Here is an 18,658-nt window from a genome sequence, read left to right as displayed (position 1 = left end):
ACCGATAACAAACCGCTGAACGGCGAAAGAGACGGCGCAAACCCGTATGTGTGAATTCTTTATATCATTGCGAGATAGACGTGCTTGTATCCGTAACAAAAAAATAGTAGCTGAAACCGATTTTCTCTGCTTATATAGAGGTAAGCCCCTATGTATGACATGAGAGGAATAGCGATGCGCCGACAGAAACGCGATATGACTGCTCGAGCTTATGAGCGTGGTTATCAGGCAGGAGTATCAGGTCGGAGCAGCGAAAGTTGCCCGCACACGACGGAGCAACAACGAATCAACTGGATTACTGGGTGGCGAGAGGGCCACGCCGATCAGCTAGATGGCCTCATTGGCGTGTCCGGAGTGCATCGTCTGCGCATGCAGTAGTGCCTTCGCTCCTTAGGGAGCTCCCCATCACCCCTCTAATTGTCGTGATGGATCAGCAATGAACGCTTCAGTGCCCGCACAGGTGAACATCTACAGCGCCGCTGTCGCTGCGCTCGATATAGGCGTTGTGATCTACGAACCAGTGGAGGACGCTAAAGACTTTCGCATCCTGGCGATGAATCCTGCTGCTTTAGTCCTCAGTAAGGTCGTAGAGTCTGAGGTCGTGGGCACGCTCCTTAGCCAATCGTTTCCTGGCGCAAAAGAAATGGGCTTTGTGGGCGCACTACGCCGAGTGCACAGCTCAGGCAGCAAAGAAAGCCTCCCCCCCCTTAAATACAGCGAACCCAGTGGTGAGGAGCCGAAGTCTCGCGAGGGCTGGTTTCAAAACGATATTTACCCGCTGAGCAATGGCCTTCTCATGGCCGTTTACAGCGACATCACCGAGGATGTAAAAACACGCGCTGAGATCGAAACCCAACACGAACTCTTAGAGCTTGCGCTACCCGATGGCATTTTTCACTGGCAAATGCCCGGGGGACACAATCCCGTCAGGCAAACGGTGTACTTCTCAAATGCCTGTCGGGAGCAACTGGGTTATTCGAGCAGTGAGCTTCCCAATGATTTAACGGCCTGGGAGGCACTACTTCGCCCGGAAAAGCGGGCACACATAACGCACATAATGGAACAGTTTGCCGACAGCGATGAGACGCTGTGGGACGTCGAGATGGAGCTTCGTCACAAGCTCGGACACTATGTGTGGATTCGATCTAGAGGCAAACTCGTACGCGATAAGCAAACTGGCCAGGCACTGCGTTGCTACGGCATTCATATGAACGTGGATGAGGACAAGCGGCGCAGAGACATCGTCGCGAGTCAGCGCAGCGCGGTGGACGCTTTGTTTGCGGCTCTGCCGGACCTTTTTTTTCTTGTCGACACGGAAGGACGGATCCTGAACTATCAGGCTCCAGAAAATAGCGCCCTGTTCACCGCTCCTGAAAACTTCATGGGCAAAGTGATGAGTGATGTACTGCCCGACGAGGCAGGACACAAGATCACGCAGTGTTTGCAGAAGGCCTTGCGAACAGGAGCACTTGCTGCGACCGAATACGTGCTGCCCATAAATGGATCCACAGACTATTTTGATTGTCGCATCGCACCGGCACCGGATGGCCGAGCCGCGATTATTGTGCGCGATGTCAGCGCAGAAAAACGTGCGGTCTATGATCTGAACGAACGAATGAAGGAGCTTCAGGGGCTCTTTGAGATACATCGCCGCTCCCAGACAGATACGGAGATCAACAGCTACGCGCAACATGTCTGCGAACAGGTGGTTGCCTCCATGCAGGCGCCCGAGCAAGTTCGCGCAAGTCTCTACCTCGACGGAGCTACCTGGCATGCCGGTAAAGAGTCCCTTGACGGCCCGAGCATTGAGATACCCCTCGAGACGGGCAGTAAACACAGTGGCTCCATAGAGGCTATATTCAGCGAAACAGTGCCGCCGCTTCAGGAAGAGCTTGATTTTCTTAAAGGCGCAGCCGCCTCCGTGAGTCTTTGGCTATCTAACCGTCAGGCGCTGGACGATGCCCTGCTGCTGGAAAGGGCGCTGGGATCTACGGACAGCGAAGTTGCGCTACTAAACGAAGAGTTTCGCTATCAAGTCGTGAACCCCGCCTATGCTTTGCGCCATGGGCTTACCCCAAGCGAGCTAACAGGACTTACAGTCGCTCAAGTATTGGGCGATAGCTACGCTGAAAATCAACTCGGAGAAAAGCTAAAAGAAGCGCAGAACGGCGCTCGAGTTCAGTTTCAGCAGTGGCGTGAGTCACCCAAGGGGGCTAGACGCATAGATGTCACCTACGCGCCCTACTCTGACGAGCGGGTGCAACGAGGCGTTGCGGTCAGTATTCACGACGTTACGTCGCTCCATGAGGCAGAGGAGCAGTTACGCAGGGTAGCGGAAGTATTCACGTCATCAGCGCAAGCAGTAATGATGACCGAGGTAGACGGCACCATCATCGATGTTAACGATGCCTTTAGCGAAATCACCGGCTTTGCTCATGATCAAGCGGTTGGTCAGACTCCCGCTATTCTCTCATCAGAGCGGCACAACCCTTATTTTTTTAGGGAGATGTTCAGGATCGTCGAGAAGAAAGGCCGCTGGCAGGGTGAAGTATGGAACCGCCGTGCAAATGGCGAGGTGTTCCCCTGCCTACTAACCGTTTCCCCTGTGCATGACAAAAAGGAACGATTGAGAGGCTATGTCGGGAGCTTCAACGACATCACCAACATCAAGGAGAACGAACATTATCTGGAGCTTCTTGCTCGCCAGGACCCGCTAACCGCTCTGCCAAATCGCAGTCACCTGCGACAGACCCTAGATAGTAGATTGGCCCGCGCGGCGCCTCGAGGGGATCCCATCACCATAATGTTCATTGACCTCGATCAGTTTAAGGACATCAACGACAGTCTGGGCCATAGTGCAGGCGATGAACTCTTGAAAGTGTGCAGCAAACGTTTAGTGGGAGCCTTACGGGATGATGACGTAATTGCCCGTATTGGCGGTGATGAGTTCGTCGCCTTGCTCTTCGACGTCGATAGCTATCAGAACGTATCGGTTATCGCCAGCAAGCTAATCAAAGTCCTGGAGCAACCCATCTTAATCGGGGGGGAAAGTGTTCAGGTATCTGCTAGCGTGGGTATCTGTAGATTTCCAGAGGACGGCTCAGACACCGAGACACTCCTGCGAAATGCAGACACGGCCATGTACGCAGCTAAGAAAGCCGGACGAGCTACCTGGAAGTGTTACTCCCACAAGATGACGGACGATGCCACTCGGTATCTGTTGCTCTCTAGTGCGCTACGGGAGGCTGTAAAAAATCGTGATCTTCAGGTCGTATTCCAACCCAAGTATGACGTTGAGAGCTTGGACTTAGTTGGGTTTGAGGCACTTAGCCGATGGCATTCCCCCGACTTTGGGACAGTAAGCCCTGATGAATTCATCACTATGGCAGAGAATAGTGCCTTAATAGTAGATCTGGACTATGCAGTGCTCGAAACGGTGTGTGCACAGGTCCATAGCTGGCAACAGGCGTCGATCGCAGTCCCCAAAATAGCGGTAAACGTTAGCGGCAGGACGCTGCAACAGGCAGGCTTCTTTCAACAGGTTCAAAGTATTCTGCAACGTAACCATGTCGACGGCCATAACCTCGAACTGGAACTCACAGAGACGGCCCTGCTACCTCAGCCGGAAAAACAGGTCAGCATTCTCGATCAAGTGAGGGCGCTAGGGCTCACGATATCTATCGATGACTTCGGAACGGGTTACTCATCACTTTCCTATCTTCAAAGGCTTCCGGTTTCCACCCTGAAGATCGACGCCTCTTTTGTTCGAGAGATCTCCATAAACGATGACGCCGACGCCATTGCTGAAGCGATTATCGCCATGGCCAGAGCCCTCGGTATGGGTATCGTAGCTGAAGGTGTTGAAAACGAGCTGCAGGCGCGCTTTCTCCGCGAACGTGGGCCCATGTCCGTGCAAGGCTTTTTATACAGCAAGGCGGTTAACGCCCACACTGCAACCGAGATGCTCTCTTAAATCAGCTTTTTTGGCTCAGTGTCCTTTGAGCGAGTCTCACCTTGCTAGTCGCTCACACCCTCCGGCTGCTTTGAGCCAGGTCCAGCAGCTCACGATTAGCCACTGCGAACATCGCAAAATCTGGCGAAGCGGTTGTGTGGAGCTCACTCAGCATGTCTTTCCAACGCTTGAGCAACGCACTTTCCTGTTCCTCCCAAGCAGTGATGCAGGCAACTACATCGCGATCGTCACTCCGCAACCGCAACACACCCTGCGCAAGGGTGCATTGCTGCCACTGCAGGTCCTCCATATAGGCTTCTCGAGCCATGGCTTGCCACTCGTTCTCTACTTTGCTGCCTAAGACCTGCGCACCGAACCAATCAAGCTCCAAACGTTCACCCAAGTGGTAGTACAAGGTCGCCACTTCCATGAGGTCGTTCTCTGTCTGCGCAGCCACATCAACAATCGCCAGCGCCGTAGCTGCATGCATGCAGCCGGCAACTCTCGCAGCGGTATCCGCATTTACCCCTGCTTCGTTGTAGCTCTGCAGCCGGGCTTCGTACTGCTCTGCGGCTCGACCGCGCAATAACTCAGGAAGCGCACGCTGTAACTCGGTCACGCCAGCGCAAAACTCTTCTATCATACTGGTAGGCGTTATTTGGTGACGACGATTGCGCAACACCCAGCGAGTCGCACGTTTCACCAATCGAATAACGTCGAGCATCATCTCAATTTGCACGTCAGAGACTACGGTGAAGTCCAGCGCCTCGATGCTGTCCCACAAGGCACTGATACCAAAAATTTCCATAACCGCCGTATAGGCACGAGCAACATCTGCCACGGGGGCACCCGTTGCTTTTTGCTGGCGCAATACAAAATTCAATCCCATGCGGTTCACGATATCGTTCGCGACCTGAGTGCACATGATTTCTCGGCGCAGACGGTGTTCAGCGAGGTCCTGGGGATAGATTTCCTTGAGCTTGGCGGGAAACGCAGTAGACACCGCCTGAAGTAAATGCGCGTCACTACCTAAGTCCGAGGCAATGAGCTCTTCCTTGAGTATCGCCTTACTGTAGGAGATCAAGACCGAGAGCTCGGGACGGGTAAGGCCCAAGTCCTGCGTTCGTCTATCTGCGAGGGCCTCGTCCGTAGGCAAAAACTCGAGCTCTCGATCTAATCGCCCTGCATTCTCGAGGGTCGAAATCAAGCGACGGTATTCGCCGCTACGTACTCGCGCTTCTCGCTCTGCGATGCTAATTGCCTGTACTTGCCGGTAATTGTTTGCCAACACAAGGTCCGAAACAGACTCGGTCATATCCTCAAGAAGCTGATTACGGTGCTTCTCGGTGAGATCACCTCTCGCGACAATGGCGTCCAGCAAAATCTTAATATTGACCTCATGGTCCGAGCAGTCCACACCTCCGGCGTTATCGATAAAGTCGGTATTCGAGCGGCCACCGATAAGCGCGAACTCGGTTCTGGCCAGCTGCGTAATCCCAAGATTGCCCCCCTCACCAATCACCTTGCAGCGCAAATCCCTTGCATTCACTCGTAATCCATCATTCGCCTTATCCCCTACATCGGTATGGGTTTCAGCGCTGGATTTCACATAGGTGCCAATACCACCATTCCACAGCAGATCTACCTCGGAACGCAGAATCGCGCTGATCAGCTCCGTCGGAGTCATGTGATTAACGGTGATACCAAACCGCGCTTTCATCGGTTCAGAAATAGCCACGGACTTGGCGTTACGGCTAAACACGCCGCCCCCTTCAGAAATCAGCGACGTGTCGTAATCCGACCAACCCGATCTTGGCAAAGCGAACAAGCGTTCCCGTTCAAGATAGCTGCTCTGGGCATCAGGATTCGGATCGACGAAGATATGCATATGGTTAAACGCCGCCAGCAAGCAAATGTGCTTAGACAGCAGCATGCCATTACCGAACACATCGCCGGACATATCGCCGATTCCCACTACCGAGAACTCAGACGTCGCGACATTGACACCCATTTCTCGAAAATGTCGCTCTACGGAGACCCAGGCACCCCGAGCGGTAATACCCATTTTCTTATGGTCGTAGCCTACGCTGCCGCCAGACGCGAAGGCATCACCCAGCCAAAATCCGTACTCTTCTGAGAGGGAGTTCGCGATGTCAGAAAAAGTAGCCGTCCCCTTATCGGCAGCTACCACCAAATACGGATCTTCTTCATCCTTACACACCGTAAGCTGTGGCCGGACGATGCGATCCTCTTCCCGGTTGTCGGTTATATCCAAAAGACCTCGAATAAAGGTCTTATAGCAAGCCACGCCCTCTTCCTGCGCCTCATCCCTCGTCATATCCGGACGCAAGCGTTTCGCTACAAAGCCGCCTTTCGCGCCCACCGGGACGATCACCGCATTTTTTACTTGCTGTGCTTTCACCAGACCGAGGACTTCTGTGCGAAAGTCCTCCAATCGATCAGACCATCGCAAGCCACCTCTCGCGACTTTTCCACCACGCAGATGCACCCCCTCGACCTGAGGCGAATAAACAAAAATCTCAAACAGAGGAACCGGACGTGGAATATCAGGAATATCGCCCGGACGCAGCTTAAACGAAAAGTAAGATTTACTATCTCCAAGCGCGCCCTGCTGGAAAAAGTTGGTGCGCACTGTGGCCGTAATAAGTTCGACGTACTGGCGAATGATTCTGTCCTGTCCGAGATTCTCTACGTCATCAAGAGCCAGCAATATACGTTCTCTTACCGTTGCCTCACGCTGATCACGCCACTCATCATCTCCATCAAACACTGGGGAGAAGCGCGTGAGGAATAGCTCAACGATACTGGAAGAAATCGGCAGATGGGCCGCCATGGTCTCTGCGATATAACTGCGAGAGTAAGCGAAGTTTATCTGACCAAAGTAACAGGCGTAGGCGCGTAAGAGCGCGATCTCGCGCCAGCTAAGACGACTACCCAATAGCAAGCGATTAAAGGAATCACTCTCCGCCTGCCCATACCAAATGCGGGAAAAGGCATCTTCAAACTCTTCTTTCACCTGCTCAAGATCAATATTCTTGGCCAGGGAATAAATCAAACTGAATTCCTGAATCCAATAACGACCTTCCGAGGCAGCCCGCACCGGATAGGCTCTCTCCGCCACCACCCGCAAGCCCAAATTCTCTAGAATTGGCAGCACATCTGATAACGGCAGAGGCGAACCCATGCGATACAAGCGCAGCTTCAAGTGATCATCTTTTTCCTCTAAAAGACGATAAAGATTCATACCCAGACGATCGGATCCGTTTAAGGCCAGTATGTGCTGTATATCCAGTACAGCGACCCGGGGATCAAAGTCATCACGATAGCCGGGGGCGAAGCCGTCTCCCAGTTCGCGCATGAGCTGCTCACCGCGTTCTTCGCCGAACTCCTCAAGCAACCGGAGCCGCAGTCGATCCTTCCACGCTAGCGTTGCCTGCACGATCTGCTCCTCGATTTCATTAACGTCAAACTCATGTTTCTGCGATGGATCCACTCTCAAAACAAAGTAAACCCGCACCAATACCGACTCAGTGAACTGCGTATTGAACTCAGACTCTTCAGCAGAAAAAGCCTTGGTGAGAATTCCTTGGATGTTGATTCGTCGCTGGGTGGTGTAGCGATCTCTGGGCATGTAAAGAAGACAGCTGATGAACTTGCCGTGTGCATCCTTACGCACAAACAATCGTGTGTGGCGCCGCTCCTGAATACGATTTACTGCCGATGTCGTGTGATAGAGATCCGCGGTAGATGATTGAAACAACTCATCCCGAGGCATTAACTCCAGTACGCGTTTTAACTCTCGTCCATCGTGCTCTTCTTCTGCAAGCCCCGAAAGCCCTAGAACCTGGCTCACTTTACGACGCAGAATAGGAATTTCCGCGGGATCCATGTTGTAGACGGCAGCGGTGTAGTGGCCAAGAAAGCGATGCTGCCCCGTGACTGCGCCGGAAGCATCGTAAGTTTTGACCTCGACATAGTCTGGGTAGGCCTGACGGTGCACTTTTGCCCGTCTGCGCGATTTGCCAAAGCTTAGCTGGCGTCGGTGAAACTCCTCAGGAGCCATCCAAGCCAGATCGTGTTCAAGATCTGCAGCGCCGCGAGTCTCCAGCCCCCGCAGTACACCAAGATTACAGCTGCTATCGACATGCACCTCGCCGTCTTCTACGCGAAGATACTCGTACCCCAGAAATGTCATGTGATCGCTGCGCAACCATTCGATAAATGCGGCCGCCTCCTCACGAAACTCGTCGCTGACACAATCCGCTTCGGCGATGCACTCCCGCGCTTGATTCAGCCGCTCTCGCATAGCACCGAAGTCGCTGACCACCATGGCCACTTCCTCGAGTATTTGCTCAAGGCTTTTGCGAAGTTCGTTGAGCTCGCTCAAGTCGCTGTGGCGTGTAATCTCAAAGTAAAGAAGACTCTCGGCGGAAGCGTCGACGACATCTTGGTGCGTGTTCATCAAGCCCTGAAGCTCACCGTTTTCGGCCCGAGCAACACGCAGGTTACAGCTCGCCAGACAATGAATGCCGAGATTGCGCTGATTAATTTCACCTCGAACCGACGCCGTACAAAAAGGCATGTCGCGACAGAGCACCGCGACAATCGTCGACGTGCTTTCCCAGCCGTGGGTACTAATCTGAGGGTTTAGCAAGCGAACCTTTGGAGCATCGCCCGGCCAACTCTGCATAAAGCGCATCAAGCCGTAGAGCATGCCGTAAAGGTTGTCAGGAGAGCGATCACGCATATCTTCCGCCGAAAATCGACTGAAGAAAGTGTCTGAGAGAAGAGTTAGGTCATCCCGATGCTCTGCGTCGGCTCGCTTGACTACAATGCCCGCGAGGTCGTCAAGCAAGGCTTGCTTGAGTGTCTCCCACGCCATAGCAGGTCCCCTTTTTTCGCGCTGCTTTATTAGGCGGCCAGTGTATCGCAAAGACAGGTACCATGAGTGCCGCAGAAGGGGAACTTTACGGCACTATGCCAGTCGATTATGTGGGCAGCGGGTGCCCCGGAGGCTGTACTCCGCTAGAATCGCACCCCTCGCATGCGCTGCATGCCAAAAAGCTCATCAAATTGTTTACGTTGACAGATTTTCAACAGGAGAGACCTTGACCTCTAGCGACCTGAGACAACTGGAACAGTGGCTGGACCAGCAAATTATCGGCCAAAGCCACCTCGTACAGAGGCTACTCATTGCCTTGATAGCGGACGGGCATCTGCTCGTGGAGGGAGCTCCGGGACTGGCAAAAACCCGTGCAATCAAATCCCTTGGGGATGCACTGGAAGGTAGTTTTCACCGGATCCAGTTCACACCCGATCTTTTGCCTGGCGATGTGACCGGCACCGAGATATATCGACCACAGCAAGCCAGCTTTCATTTTCAACAGGGTCCCGTGTTCAGCAATCTGGTCCTGGCCGATGAGATAAACCGCGCTCCGGCGAAAGTGCAGTCTGCTTTATTGGAGGCCATGGCCGAACGCCAGGTAAGTGTCGGTAGTGAGAGCTATGCGCTGCCGCGCTTGTTTTTGGTAATGGCAACTCAGAACCCCATTGAGCAGGAAGGCACCTACCCGCTTCCCGAAGCGCAGCTCGATCGTTTTCTCCTTCATGTGAAAGTTGACTATCCGGATGCCGAGGCTGAGCGTCAGATTCTTCGTCTAACACGATCAGAAGCGGCAAAAGGCACGGTAGTCGACGCACCCCAGCTGGCTCAGGAAAACGTCTTTCAGGCACGCGAAGAAGCCCTCGCCTTACACATGGCTCCTGCTGTCGAGGAATACATTGTGCAGCTCGTCATGGCCACCCGTAATCCAGCTCCCTACAGTGATGATCTTGCCCATTGGCTCGATTACGGCGGAAGCCCCCGTGCCACCATTGCCCTTGACCGGTGCGCGCGCGCCCACGCGTGGCTGCACGGTCGAGATTTTGTGTCCCCCGACGATGTTCAGGCAGTGGCCGGGGACGTTTTCCGACACCGTCTGCTACTCAGCTTCGAAGCGGAAGCTGCCGGCGTCCGCAGTGATGAGGTGATCGACGAGATTCTCCGACTGGTGCCTGTGGCCTGATACTTCCATGTTGACGCTAGACCCCTCACAACCAGCAAGCGGAGCAACCGTAGACATTGCTCGCTTGCTGGCTTTGCGCTTCCCTGCACGGCAGCTGGACATACGCCGACGCCGACGCGCCCTCGCTCAGCTCTCCGGCGGGCAACGCTCGAATTTTCGCGGACGAGGTATTGAGTTCGAGGAAGTACGCGGTTACCAGCCCGGCGATGACATCCGCGCTATTGATTGGCGCGTCACTGCGCGAACCGGAGCAGCACATACAAAAATGTTTCATGAAGAGCGGGAGCGCCCCGTGCTTCTCGTCGTAGATCAACGATCGTCCATGCAGTTTGGCTCGCAGCATTGCTTTAAGATTGTGCTCGCTGCGGAGATTGCAGCGCTTCTAGCGTGGAGCGCACTGACCAGCAATGAGCGTGTCGGCGGCCTGCTCATGCGTGACGTCGACCACTGGGAGATGCGCCCCCGCAACAGTCGTCGCACGGTTCTCGCTTTTTTATCGGCACTCGCAGAGACGCCGGCGCCGCCGGAATCAGTCGAGGGGCAGGAGAATCGTTTCAGCGCCTTGCTTCGCAGTGTGCGCAGGGTTGCCAGACCCGGTTCCAGCGTATTTCTCATCAGTGACTTTGAGGGCGCCGAGCAGGACGAAGCCCGCGAGGAACTGTTTCAGCTTGCCCGCCACGTCGAAATCACCGCCATCCATTGCAGTGACCCTCTTGAGTCGGAGCTTCCACCGGCGGGACGCTATAGCGTTACGGACGGACACAAGCGCGCCGAGCTGGACACCGGCATGTCAGGCCTGTCTCAACGTTTTGCTGAACTGTATAGCGAGCGGTTGGAAGGCCATCAGCAGCAACTCCAGAGACTGGGCATTCCCATGCTCCGCGCCAGCACCACTCAGGCGCCATTGACACTACTTAGAAACATCTACGGGGGGGCGCAGACAGCAGCGGGGCCACCATCTTCCGTTAGCAGCGCGAGCACGGTGAAGCATGGATCCTGAATCCATCATCAACATGCTGGAACCGCTCCGCGAGCCCACGGCGGTGCATTGGTGGCCTTTGGCGCCGGGATGGTGGTTACTTGCTGTACTAAGCTTGGGCCTCATCGCTTACGGACTCCTTCGGCTCTGGCGCTTCCACCTTCGCGCCGCTCCAATTCGAGCGGCGCGGCGTGCTTTCACCGCGCTACAAGAGAAAGACATGCCTGACGCCGAGCGCGCAGCCGCTTTAGGACTCTTACAGCGACGCGTGGCTATTGGCGTTGCAGGTCGCCGAAACTGTGCAGGTCTTACAGGACAGGCCTGGGCGGAATTTTTAAATTCTCTAGCCAAGGGAAAAGAACCTTACTTCGATGGCACGTTGGCAGACCTTGCCTATCTACCTGCGGTAGATAGGCAAGACTGTGAAGACGCCTTGCGCGCTACAGGTCGCTGGCTCAAGGACATGGAGCGGCCCCGATGATCACCCTACTCTGGCCTGCAGTCCTATTGTTACTTCCACTCCCTGTGCTCGTAAGGCGCTTCGCACCACCACGAACTGTTGAACGACCAGCGCTTCGCGCGCCATTCTTCAACCGTTGGCAGAGTCTGACTAACGACGATGAAGAATCCGTAGTTAGCGCGGCAAGAAAGATACCTGCAATTGCACTTTGGGTGATCTGGCTATGTTTGCTCGTAGCAGCAGCGCGCCCGCTGTGGGTGGGGGAAGCGATTGAGCTTCCTAACAGCGGTAGAGACCTGATGCTTGCCGTCGACATTTCCGGAAGCATGCGCGTCGAAGACATGCAGGTGGGCAATCGCATGGCCCGACGCATCGACGCTGTAAAGCAGTTGGGTAGTGACTTTATGTCCCGGCGTAGCGGAGATCGGCTGGGTTTGATCCTCTTTGGAAGTCGGGCCTATCTGCAATCGCCCCTGAGCTTCGACATTCAAACAGTGCAACGTTTTCTTTTGGAGTCGCAAATAGGTTTTGCAGGACAAGAGACGGCTATTGGTGATGCGATTGGTCTTGCGGTGAAACGACTTCAAGAGCGCCCCGCCACAAGCCGCGTACTTATTTTGCTGACGGACGGTCAGGATACTGCCAGCACTGTAGACCCCCTTGAGGCAGCCAAACTCGCCGCGGACCTGGGCGTGCGCATCTACACCATCGGTATTGGCGCCGACTCGCTCACGCTGCCGGGACTACTGGGCTCGCCTCTCGGCGCGCGTACGGTAAACCCTTCTGCAGACCTGGACGAGAGCAGCCTCATATCCATAGCCCAAAGCACCGGCGGGCAATACTTCCGCGCTCGGGACCCGGAGGAGCTAGCCACGGTCTATCGCCTCCTAGAGCAGCTGGAGCCTCTTGAGGTCGACAAGGCCCTATATCGACCGCAGCAATCTCTTAGCGCACTGCCGCTGCTCGTCGCCATGGCCCTGAGTTTTGCTTTGGTTATTCGTTACCTTTGGCGCCATCGCTCGGCGGCAACGACGCCCAGCCTTGTAGGCGTTCCTGTCCGTGACTGAGCTTCTCAATAACTTCCACTTCCTGCGACCGCAGTGGCTGCTGTTGTTGCTGCCCTGTCTGATTCTCGGCTTTTTACTGTGGAAGCAGCGAGGACAGGAAGCGAGCTGGTCGCGCATAGTGGCCCCCGAGCTCCTTGAGCACCTCATCAGCCGAGAATCAGTTCGTCGAGGTCGCAGTGGCCTCCCCGCCTTACTTTTGGCATGGATGATAGGCTCCCTGGCGGCGGCGGGTCCCAGCTGGGAGCAGTTACCCCAGCCCGTATTGCAAAAACAGGACGCTTTGGTTCTCGTAGTGGACTTGAGCTACTCGATGCTCGCCACAGACCTTCAACCGTCGCGACAGGATCGTGTGCGGCGCAAGCTTTTGGACTTACTACGAGAACGGAAGGAAGGACTCACCGCCTTGATCGCCTACGCCGGGGACGCACACATCGTCGCCCCGTTGACCGATGACAATCCTACCATCGCAAACCTACTGCCCGCCTTAACACCTGAAATGATGCCCCTTCCCGGATCAAACCCCGTTGACGCAGTGGAGCGCGCAGTGGCATTGCTAGACTCCGCAGGCGTCCGTAGAGGACGAATACTTCTGGTTACCGACGGAATTAGAAGCCGCGACCTGAGTAGCATCCAGACAATTCTCGCTGGCCAACCGCGGGACCTTGCGGTCTTGGGTGTGGGTACCCGCGTCGGGGCCCCCATTGCCCTTCGCGGTGGCGGATTTCTGAAAGATCAGTCCGGAGAGATCGTGGTCCCCGCCCTCGATGAGGACTTGCTCCTTGAGCTCGCTACGGAGACCGGAGGCACTTATCGCAGCATGACGGTTGATGATAGTGATTTACAGGCACTGCTCACTCAGTCCAACATCGTCGATGACGACGATACTATATCCCTGGATCGCCAAGCTGATCGCTGGCAGGACATGGCCCACTGGCTTGTTTTGCCATTACTCCTCATTGCTTTGGTGAGCTTTCGCCGAGGCTGGGTTTATATGCTGCCCCTGGTTGTGACTGTGCTCCCCGCACAAAAAAGTGAGGCCTTTGAATGGCAAGACCTTTGGCTTCGGGCCGATCAGCAAGCGGAGCGCGCACTGGCTGACGGCGATGCTGGACGCGCCGCGGCGCTTTTTGAAGACCCGTCCTGGCGAGGCACGGCTGCGTTCAGCAATGAAGACTACGTAACCGCAGCCACCGCATTTTCAACGGAAGACAGCGCCGATGCCTGGTACAACCGCGGCAATGCCCTCGCAGCGCAGGGAGAGCTGCAGGCGGCGATAAATGCCTACAAAGAATCCCTCGAGCGCGAGCCAGATCAGGAAGATGCACAGAAAAATCTGGCAACACTTGAACAACTTTTAGAGCAGCAACAAGAAGAGCAGCAAGGACAACAGGGTGACTCCCAGCAGCAGCCGCAGGACTCACAGGGGAATCAAGATCAACAAAACGGAGATAGCCAACAGGATCAATCACAGCCTCCTCAGGACAACTCGGGACAACAAGACAACCCGGAAGGCAGCAGTGACGATTCCCAGTCAGAAAATGGGCAGGATCAAAACCAGCAAGATACTGACCGTGAGAATGGGTCCCAGGGAGACAGCGAGCAATCAGAGCAGGCGCAGCAGCGGCCAATGCCACAGCCTGAAATAGACAACAGCGCTATGCAGGAAGATTTGGAGAAGGATCAGGCAATGCAGCAATGGTTGCGCCGCGTCCCCGATGATCCCTCGGGGCTATTGCGAGAGAAGTTCCGCTTTGAAAGCCGCCAGAGACAGCAGCAAGGAAAGAACCGTGACACAAAAGAAATCTGGTAGACATTTTCTTTGGATAGCAGTGAGCCTCCTGGCTGCGCTAGCGTTACCCGCTCAAGCAGCGCTGCAGGCCTCTCTTGATCGCTACAATATTGCCATGGGCGACAGTGTGCGACTGTCCCTGCGCAGTGATGACAGCAGTGATCCCGGCGACGCAAATCTGGATGCGCTCGAGGAGTTGTTCGACATTCTCCAGAGTTCATCCAATATCAGCACGCGGATTGTAAACGGAGAGCGCAGCCAAACTCGCGAACTGACTCTTGAGCTTACACCTCGACGCGAAGGTTCCCTGGTAATCCCTCCCTTTGAAGTGGACGGAAAACGCAGCGAAGCGCTGTCCGTCACCGTGGGCCCGGAACCCACTGCTCAAGCTGCAGACGAAGTTGTCATCTTTGAGGCCGAGGTCGACCGCTCCGAAGTCTATGTACAGGGGCAACTGTTACTGACCCTACGGGTACAGCAGGCGGTGAACCTGGACTCGCGCAGCATTAGTGAACTCGAGATCGCAAACGCTTACGTCGAAGCTCTGGGACAAAACTCATTCCAGCGCACGATCAATGGGCGCCCCTGGCTGGTCCACGAAATCCGCTATGCAATCTTTCCCGAATCCAGCGGCGAGCTTGTTATTCCGGAGCAGACTTTTTCCGGACGGATTGCGTCCGGCCGACGTACACTTTTTGATACGCGACCTGCAGGAAGACTGTTGAGACGCCGCAGCGATGCACTGGTCATTCCTGTCCGTCCGCGCCCCACCAGCTATCCAACTGCAACGTGGCTGCCCTCCTCTAATCTCACCATTGAAGAGCAGTGGTCAGCTCCCTTAGATCAGCTGCGCATAGGTGACTCGATTACGCGCACGATTACGATTACCGGCGAAGGATTACAAGGCGCTCAGCTACCGCCCATCGATGGCAATAGTGTCGACGGGCTTCGCGCTTATCCCGATCAACCGCTAATCAACAACGTTAACAACGATCAAGGCGTGACGGGAATTCGCAGCGACAGCCTTGCACTGGTTGCTGTAGAAGACGGTGTTTATGAACTGCCCGCATTAGAGATTCCCTGGTGGGACACCGAAAGCAACAGCTTGAAGATCGCGAAACTTCCGGCACAGCGATTAACCGTACTACCGAGTCCCGGAGTATCCCTCAACCCGGGTAACAGCCCTGCCGCTCTGCCAACGAGCGAGGCAGGCACGCAGAGCTATCCCACAATAACTGCCGCAAGCAACCTGTGGCCCTGGATTGCGGCTTTTTGCGCCTTAGGGTGGATAGTCACTTCCTTACTCTGGTGGCGACGAGGACCACGCATCGAAACCCGTGCAACTCCAGAAACCGTTGTTTCAACAACGCCACCCAAACTGTTTGATGCCTGCAAGGCCAATAATCCGGTACTCGCCAGAGAATCACTGCGCCTATGGCTTCACGACCAGGGACACATCGGCCCAATCAACGACTGGTTAATGCAAAAGGACTCTGCAGCGCTCACGGATGCGGTACAAGAGCTGGAGCGATGTCTTTATCGCGAAGAGCTCGGGAACAGCGAGGGCGGCCTGGACGCCGCCACGCCGCAGTGGAATGGTAGCGCCCTGGCCAAAGCTGTACGGGAGCTACCCAAAACTATAAACAAGCGAGCAGCAAACAATGCCCTACCCGAGCTTTACCTAAGCCAGTGACTTGTTAACGACTTCGTACACGTCAGGGGATAGAGACGGTAGCTCAGAGAGACGCTGTAACTCAGCGCGCATGAGATCACCTCCTGCCGCATAGTTTTTCCAGCGCGTCAAAGGCGCCAGCAAGCGCGATGCGATTTGTGGATTCTGTGCATTTAGCGCCTCCACCACCTCCCCCAGTAGTTGATACCCGGCGCCATCTTCGCGGTGAAACTGCACGGCATTGCCATTGGCAAATCCACCGATAAGAGACCGGATTTTGTTAGGGTTTCGGCTATCGTAGGCAGGATGCTGCATAAGCGCCCGGACGCGACTTATCGAGTCTCCAACACTGTTTTCTGCTTGCACTAACAGCCAGTGGTTCATCGCCAAGGCTTCACCACAAAAACGCTGATAAAAGTCTTCCAGCAACTCTTCACCGCGCTCTGCACTACCCTCACGTAGCACGGCACGGAGCGCTACCAGGCGATTCGTGAGATTGTCGGCAGCAAAGTAATAGTCCCTGGCCAGCGCTACGCCCTGATCATCAGCCGTCGCAAGGTAATCCAGAGCGACATTCGCCAGAGCACGAGACCCGATCTGCTCCCCGGTCGGCGCGTAGGGCTCTGTGACTCTCAAGCCTTCAAAGAGAGACGCCCAACGCTCGCGAAACACCTTAGCAAGTGACTTCCTAAGACTTTCCCTCGCACGAAAAATGCCGTGAACATCGGCTTTACCTGCGTGACTGGCAAGCTCGGAAAGATAGGTTTCCGAGGGGAGCCTCAGCATGTCAGCCTGCACGGCGGGGTCAAGGATTTGGCTGCAAATGGCGTTGACCGCGGTCTCTAATATCGGATCAAGCGCAGCCTCGGGATTCTCCTGCAGCTCTTGTAATGCTGAGACCATTAGTTGCTGCATGGCATCCCAGCGCACAAAGTCATCATCGTCACGACTCACGAGCGCCAGCAACTGCTCCCGACTATAGGGGTAGTCGACACGCACTGGCGCCGAGAACCCTCTTAAAAGCGCGGGTGTAGGACGCTCAGGGAGCTCAGTGAAACGGAAGGTCTGAGTGGGTTTATCTGCAATGAGAATACGGTGGGTATTGTCCTCGCTCTCGATGTCGGTCATCTCACCGTCAAGTTTAATCCGCAGATTACCCGCCTCTCCCAACAAGCCCATCGCCAGAGGAATCACCACGGGGGATTTTTCACTCTGTCCGAGTGACGCAGGAGTTTGCTGCGACACAGTCAGGGTGTATATCCCCTGCTCTTCGTCCCAGCTATCCCTGATGCTGAGCTCTGGTGTTCCCGCTTGGGAATACCAGCGTTTAAAGTCCGTCAGATCCTTGCCCGAAACGTCTTCCATGGCGGCTATGAAGTCATCGCAAGTGACTGCCTGCCCATCGTGGCGCTCGAAGTAAAGGTCACTGCCGCGACGGAAGTCTTCCTCACCCAGAAGGGTCTGGATCATTCGAACTACTTCGGCGCCTTTTTCATACACCGTGAGTGTGTAGAAATTAGAGATCTCTATGAACGAAGCGGGACGCACGGGATGGGCCATGGGGCCAGCGTCCTCGGCAAACTGCAGGGTTCTCATGGTCATGGCATCTTCGACGCGTTTAAGGGATCGCGACCCCATATCTGCAGAAAACTCCGCATCTCGAAAAACCGTGAAACCCTCTTTGAGACTTAGCTGAAACCAATCTCGACAAGTAACCCGGTTGCCAGACCAGTTATGAAAATACTCGTGGGCGACGATACTCTCGATGCGTTGATAACCGAGATCCGTAGTCGTATCGGGAGCGGCCAGAACACAGGAAGTATTGAAGATGTTGAGACTCTTGTTTTCCATGGCGCCCATATTGAAGTCGTCCACAGCCACAATGTGGAACACATCGAGGTCGTACTCTCGACCAAATCGTTCTTCGTCCCAGCGCATGGAACGCTTAAGAGAGTCCATCGCGTGAGCGCACTTATCGAGATCCTTCTCTTCGACCAGGATAATAAGTCGAACGTCGCGCCCGCCGACCGTGGTGAAGCTATCCTCTACACGCTGTAAGTCTCCCGCAACGAGTGCAAAGAGATAACTTGGCTTGGGATGCGGGTCTTCCCAAACTGCCCGATGACGCCCCTCAGCGAGTTCCTCACTATGCATCAGGTTTCCATTACTCAGGAGTTCCGGACACTGTCCCGCATCCGCATCGATAGTTACCGAATAGGTAGACATCACATCAGGACGATCGGGGAACCAGGTGATTTTTCGGAAACCCTCAGCCTCGCACTGCGTGCAAAACAAGCCTCGAGAACGATACAAACCCTCAAGTGAGGTGTTGGACTGCGGATAAATACGGGCCGATGTCTCTAGCACCCCACTCTGGGGAAGCCCGTCAATGCGCAGAAAATCGTCGCTCAATTCATAGTGCGCTGAAGCGACTTTCTGTCCGTCCACCGCTAGCGCTAACAGCTCCAGCTCCTGGCCGTTCAGTTGGAGCGGAGTGTCCTCAGACACACCGTCAGCACGACGAAAATGTAGGCGTGCGTGAACCAGACTGTGCTTGTCAAAGAGCTCAAAATGAAGCTCGGTGTGACTTACAGTAAAGGCCGGCGCCTGATAGTCGCTCAGAAAAATTGTTTTTGGCTGTCCGTCACGCATC

10 protein-coding genes are annotated in these 18,658 nt (G+C 55.0%); 8 read left to right on the top strand and 2 right to left on the bottom strand.

The genetic code is table 11. The annotated features are described in order from the left end of the window. Positions 1 to 174: 174 nt before the first annotated feature. Both rmf and R0137_RS10240 read left to right on the top strand, forming a co-directional pair. A complete protein-coding gene (rmf, locus tag R0137_RS10245; protein WP_008295319.1) occupies positions 175 to 378 on the top strand; it encodes a ribosome modulation factor in 204 nt (67 codons plus the stop codon). A 58-nt stretch (positions 379 to 436) separates the two neighbouring features. Then, positions 437 to 3,973, top strand: a complete 3,537-nt coding sequence (locus tag R0137_RS10240; RefSeq protein ID WP_407326329.1) for an EAL domain-containing protein — start codon at positions 437 to 439, stop codon at positions 3,971 to 3,973. A gap of 52 nt (positions 3,974 to 4,025) precedes the next feature. Here the strand turns inward: R0137_RS10240 and R0137_RS10235 are convergent, their stop codons facing one another. After that, a complete protein-coding gene (locus R0137_RS10235; RefSeq protein ID WP_407326328.1) occupies positions 4,026 to 8,855 on the bottom strand; it encodes an NAD-glutamate dehydrogenase in 4,830 nt (1,609 codons plus the stop codon). 226 nt (positions 8,856 to 9,081) lie between these two features. Here R0137_RS10235 and R0137_RS10230 point away from each other — a divergent pair, with 226 nt between their 5' ends. Genes R0137_RS10230 through R0137_RS10205 form a run of 6 tightly spaced genes read left to right on the top strand, consistent with a single transcriptional unit; the run spans position 9,082 to position 16,026 of the window. Next, positions 9,082 to 10,038, top strand: a complete 957-nt coding sequence (locus R0137_RS10230) for an AAA family ATPase (protein WP_407326327.1) — start codon at positions 9,082 to 9,084, stop codon at positions 10,036 to 10,038. 7 nt (positions 10,039 to 10,045) lie between these two features. Next, positions 10,046 to 11,038, top strand: a complete 993-nt coding sequence (locus R0137_RS10225) for a DUF58 domain-containing protein (protein WP_407326325.1) — start codon at positions 10,046 to 10,048, stop codon at positions 11,036 to 11,038. Beyond that, a complete protein-coding gene (locus R0137_RS10220) occupies positions 11,028 to 11,498 on the top strand; it encodes a DUF4381 domain-containing protein (protein ID WP_407326324.1) in 471 nt (156 codons plus the stop codon). The genes R0137_RS10225 and R0137_RS10220 overlap by 11 nt, the downstream gene beginning before the upstream one ends. Next, complete coding sequence (locus R0137_RS10215) at positions 11,495 to 12,544, top strand: vWA domain-containing protein (RefSeq protein WP_407326323.1); 1,050 nt, start codon at positions 11,495 to 11,497, stop codon at positions 12,542 to 12,544. Before R0137_RS10220 ends, R0137_RS10215 begins: the two co-directional genes overlap by 4 nt. Further along, positions 12,537 to 14,354 (top strand): VWA domain-containing protein, encoded by a 1,818-nt coding sequence (locus R0137_RS10210; protein WP_407326322.1) that lies wholly within the window; start codon positions 12,537 to 12,539, stop codon positions 14,352 to 14,354. Before R0137_RS10215 ends, R0137_RS10210 begins: the two co-directional genes overlap by 8 nt. Then, complete coding sequence (locus tag R0137_RS10205; RefSeq protein WP_407326321.1) at positions 14,332 to 16,026, top strand: BatD family protein; 1,695 nt, start codon at positions 14,332 to 14,334, stop codon at positions 16,024 to 16,026. Before R0137_RS10210 ends, R0137_RS10205 begins: the two co-directional genes overlap by 23 nt. Here R0137_RS10205 and pepN read toward each other — a convergent pair. Further along, a complete protein-coding gene (pepN, locus tag R0137_RS10200) occupies positions 16,015 to 18,657 on the bottom strand; it encodes an aminopeptidase N (RefSeq protein WP_407326320.1) in 2,643 nt (880 codons plus the stop codon). The genes R0137_RS10205 and pepN overlap by 12 nt on opposite strands. Between the last annotated feature and the right edge of the window lies 1 nt (position 18,658).

The organism is Congregibacter brevis (genome assembly GCF_045689245.1).
GTDB lineage: Bacteria > Pseudomonadota > Gammaproteobacteria > Pseudomonadales > Halieaceae > Congregibacter > Congregibacter brevis.
The sequence above is the reverse complement of the archived record's forward strand: the minus strand, read 5'-3'. Positions and strand labels throughout refer to the sequence as shown.

Coding starts and splice junctions, on each gene's coding strand:
- R0137_RS10240 (WP_407326329.1), top strand. CDS start 437: ATGAACGCTTCAGTGCCCGCACAGGTGAACATCTACAGCGCCGCTGTC.
- R0137_RS10215 (WP_407326323.1), top strand. CDS start 11,495: ATGATCACCCTACTCTGGCCTGCAGTCCTATTGTTACTTCCACTCCCT.
- R0137_RS10225 (WP_407326325.1), top strand. CDS start 10,046: ATGTTGACGCTAGACCCCTCACAACCAGCAAGCGGAGCAACCGTAGAC.
- pepN (WP_407326320.1), bottom strand. CDS start 18,657: ATGCGTGACGGACAGCCAAAAACAATTTTTCTGAGCGACTATCAGGCG.
- R0137_RS10235 (WP_407326328.1), bottom strand. CDS start 8,855: ATGGCGTGGGAGACACTCAAGCAAGCCTTGCTTGACGACCTCGCGGGC.
- rmf (WP_008295319.1), top strand. CDS start 175: ATGCGCCGACAGAAACGCGATATGACTGCTCGAGCTTATGAGCGTGGT.
- R0137_RS10220 (WP_407326324.1), top strand. CDS start 11,028: ATGGATCCTGAATCCATCATCAACATGCTGGAACCGCTCCGCGAGCCC.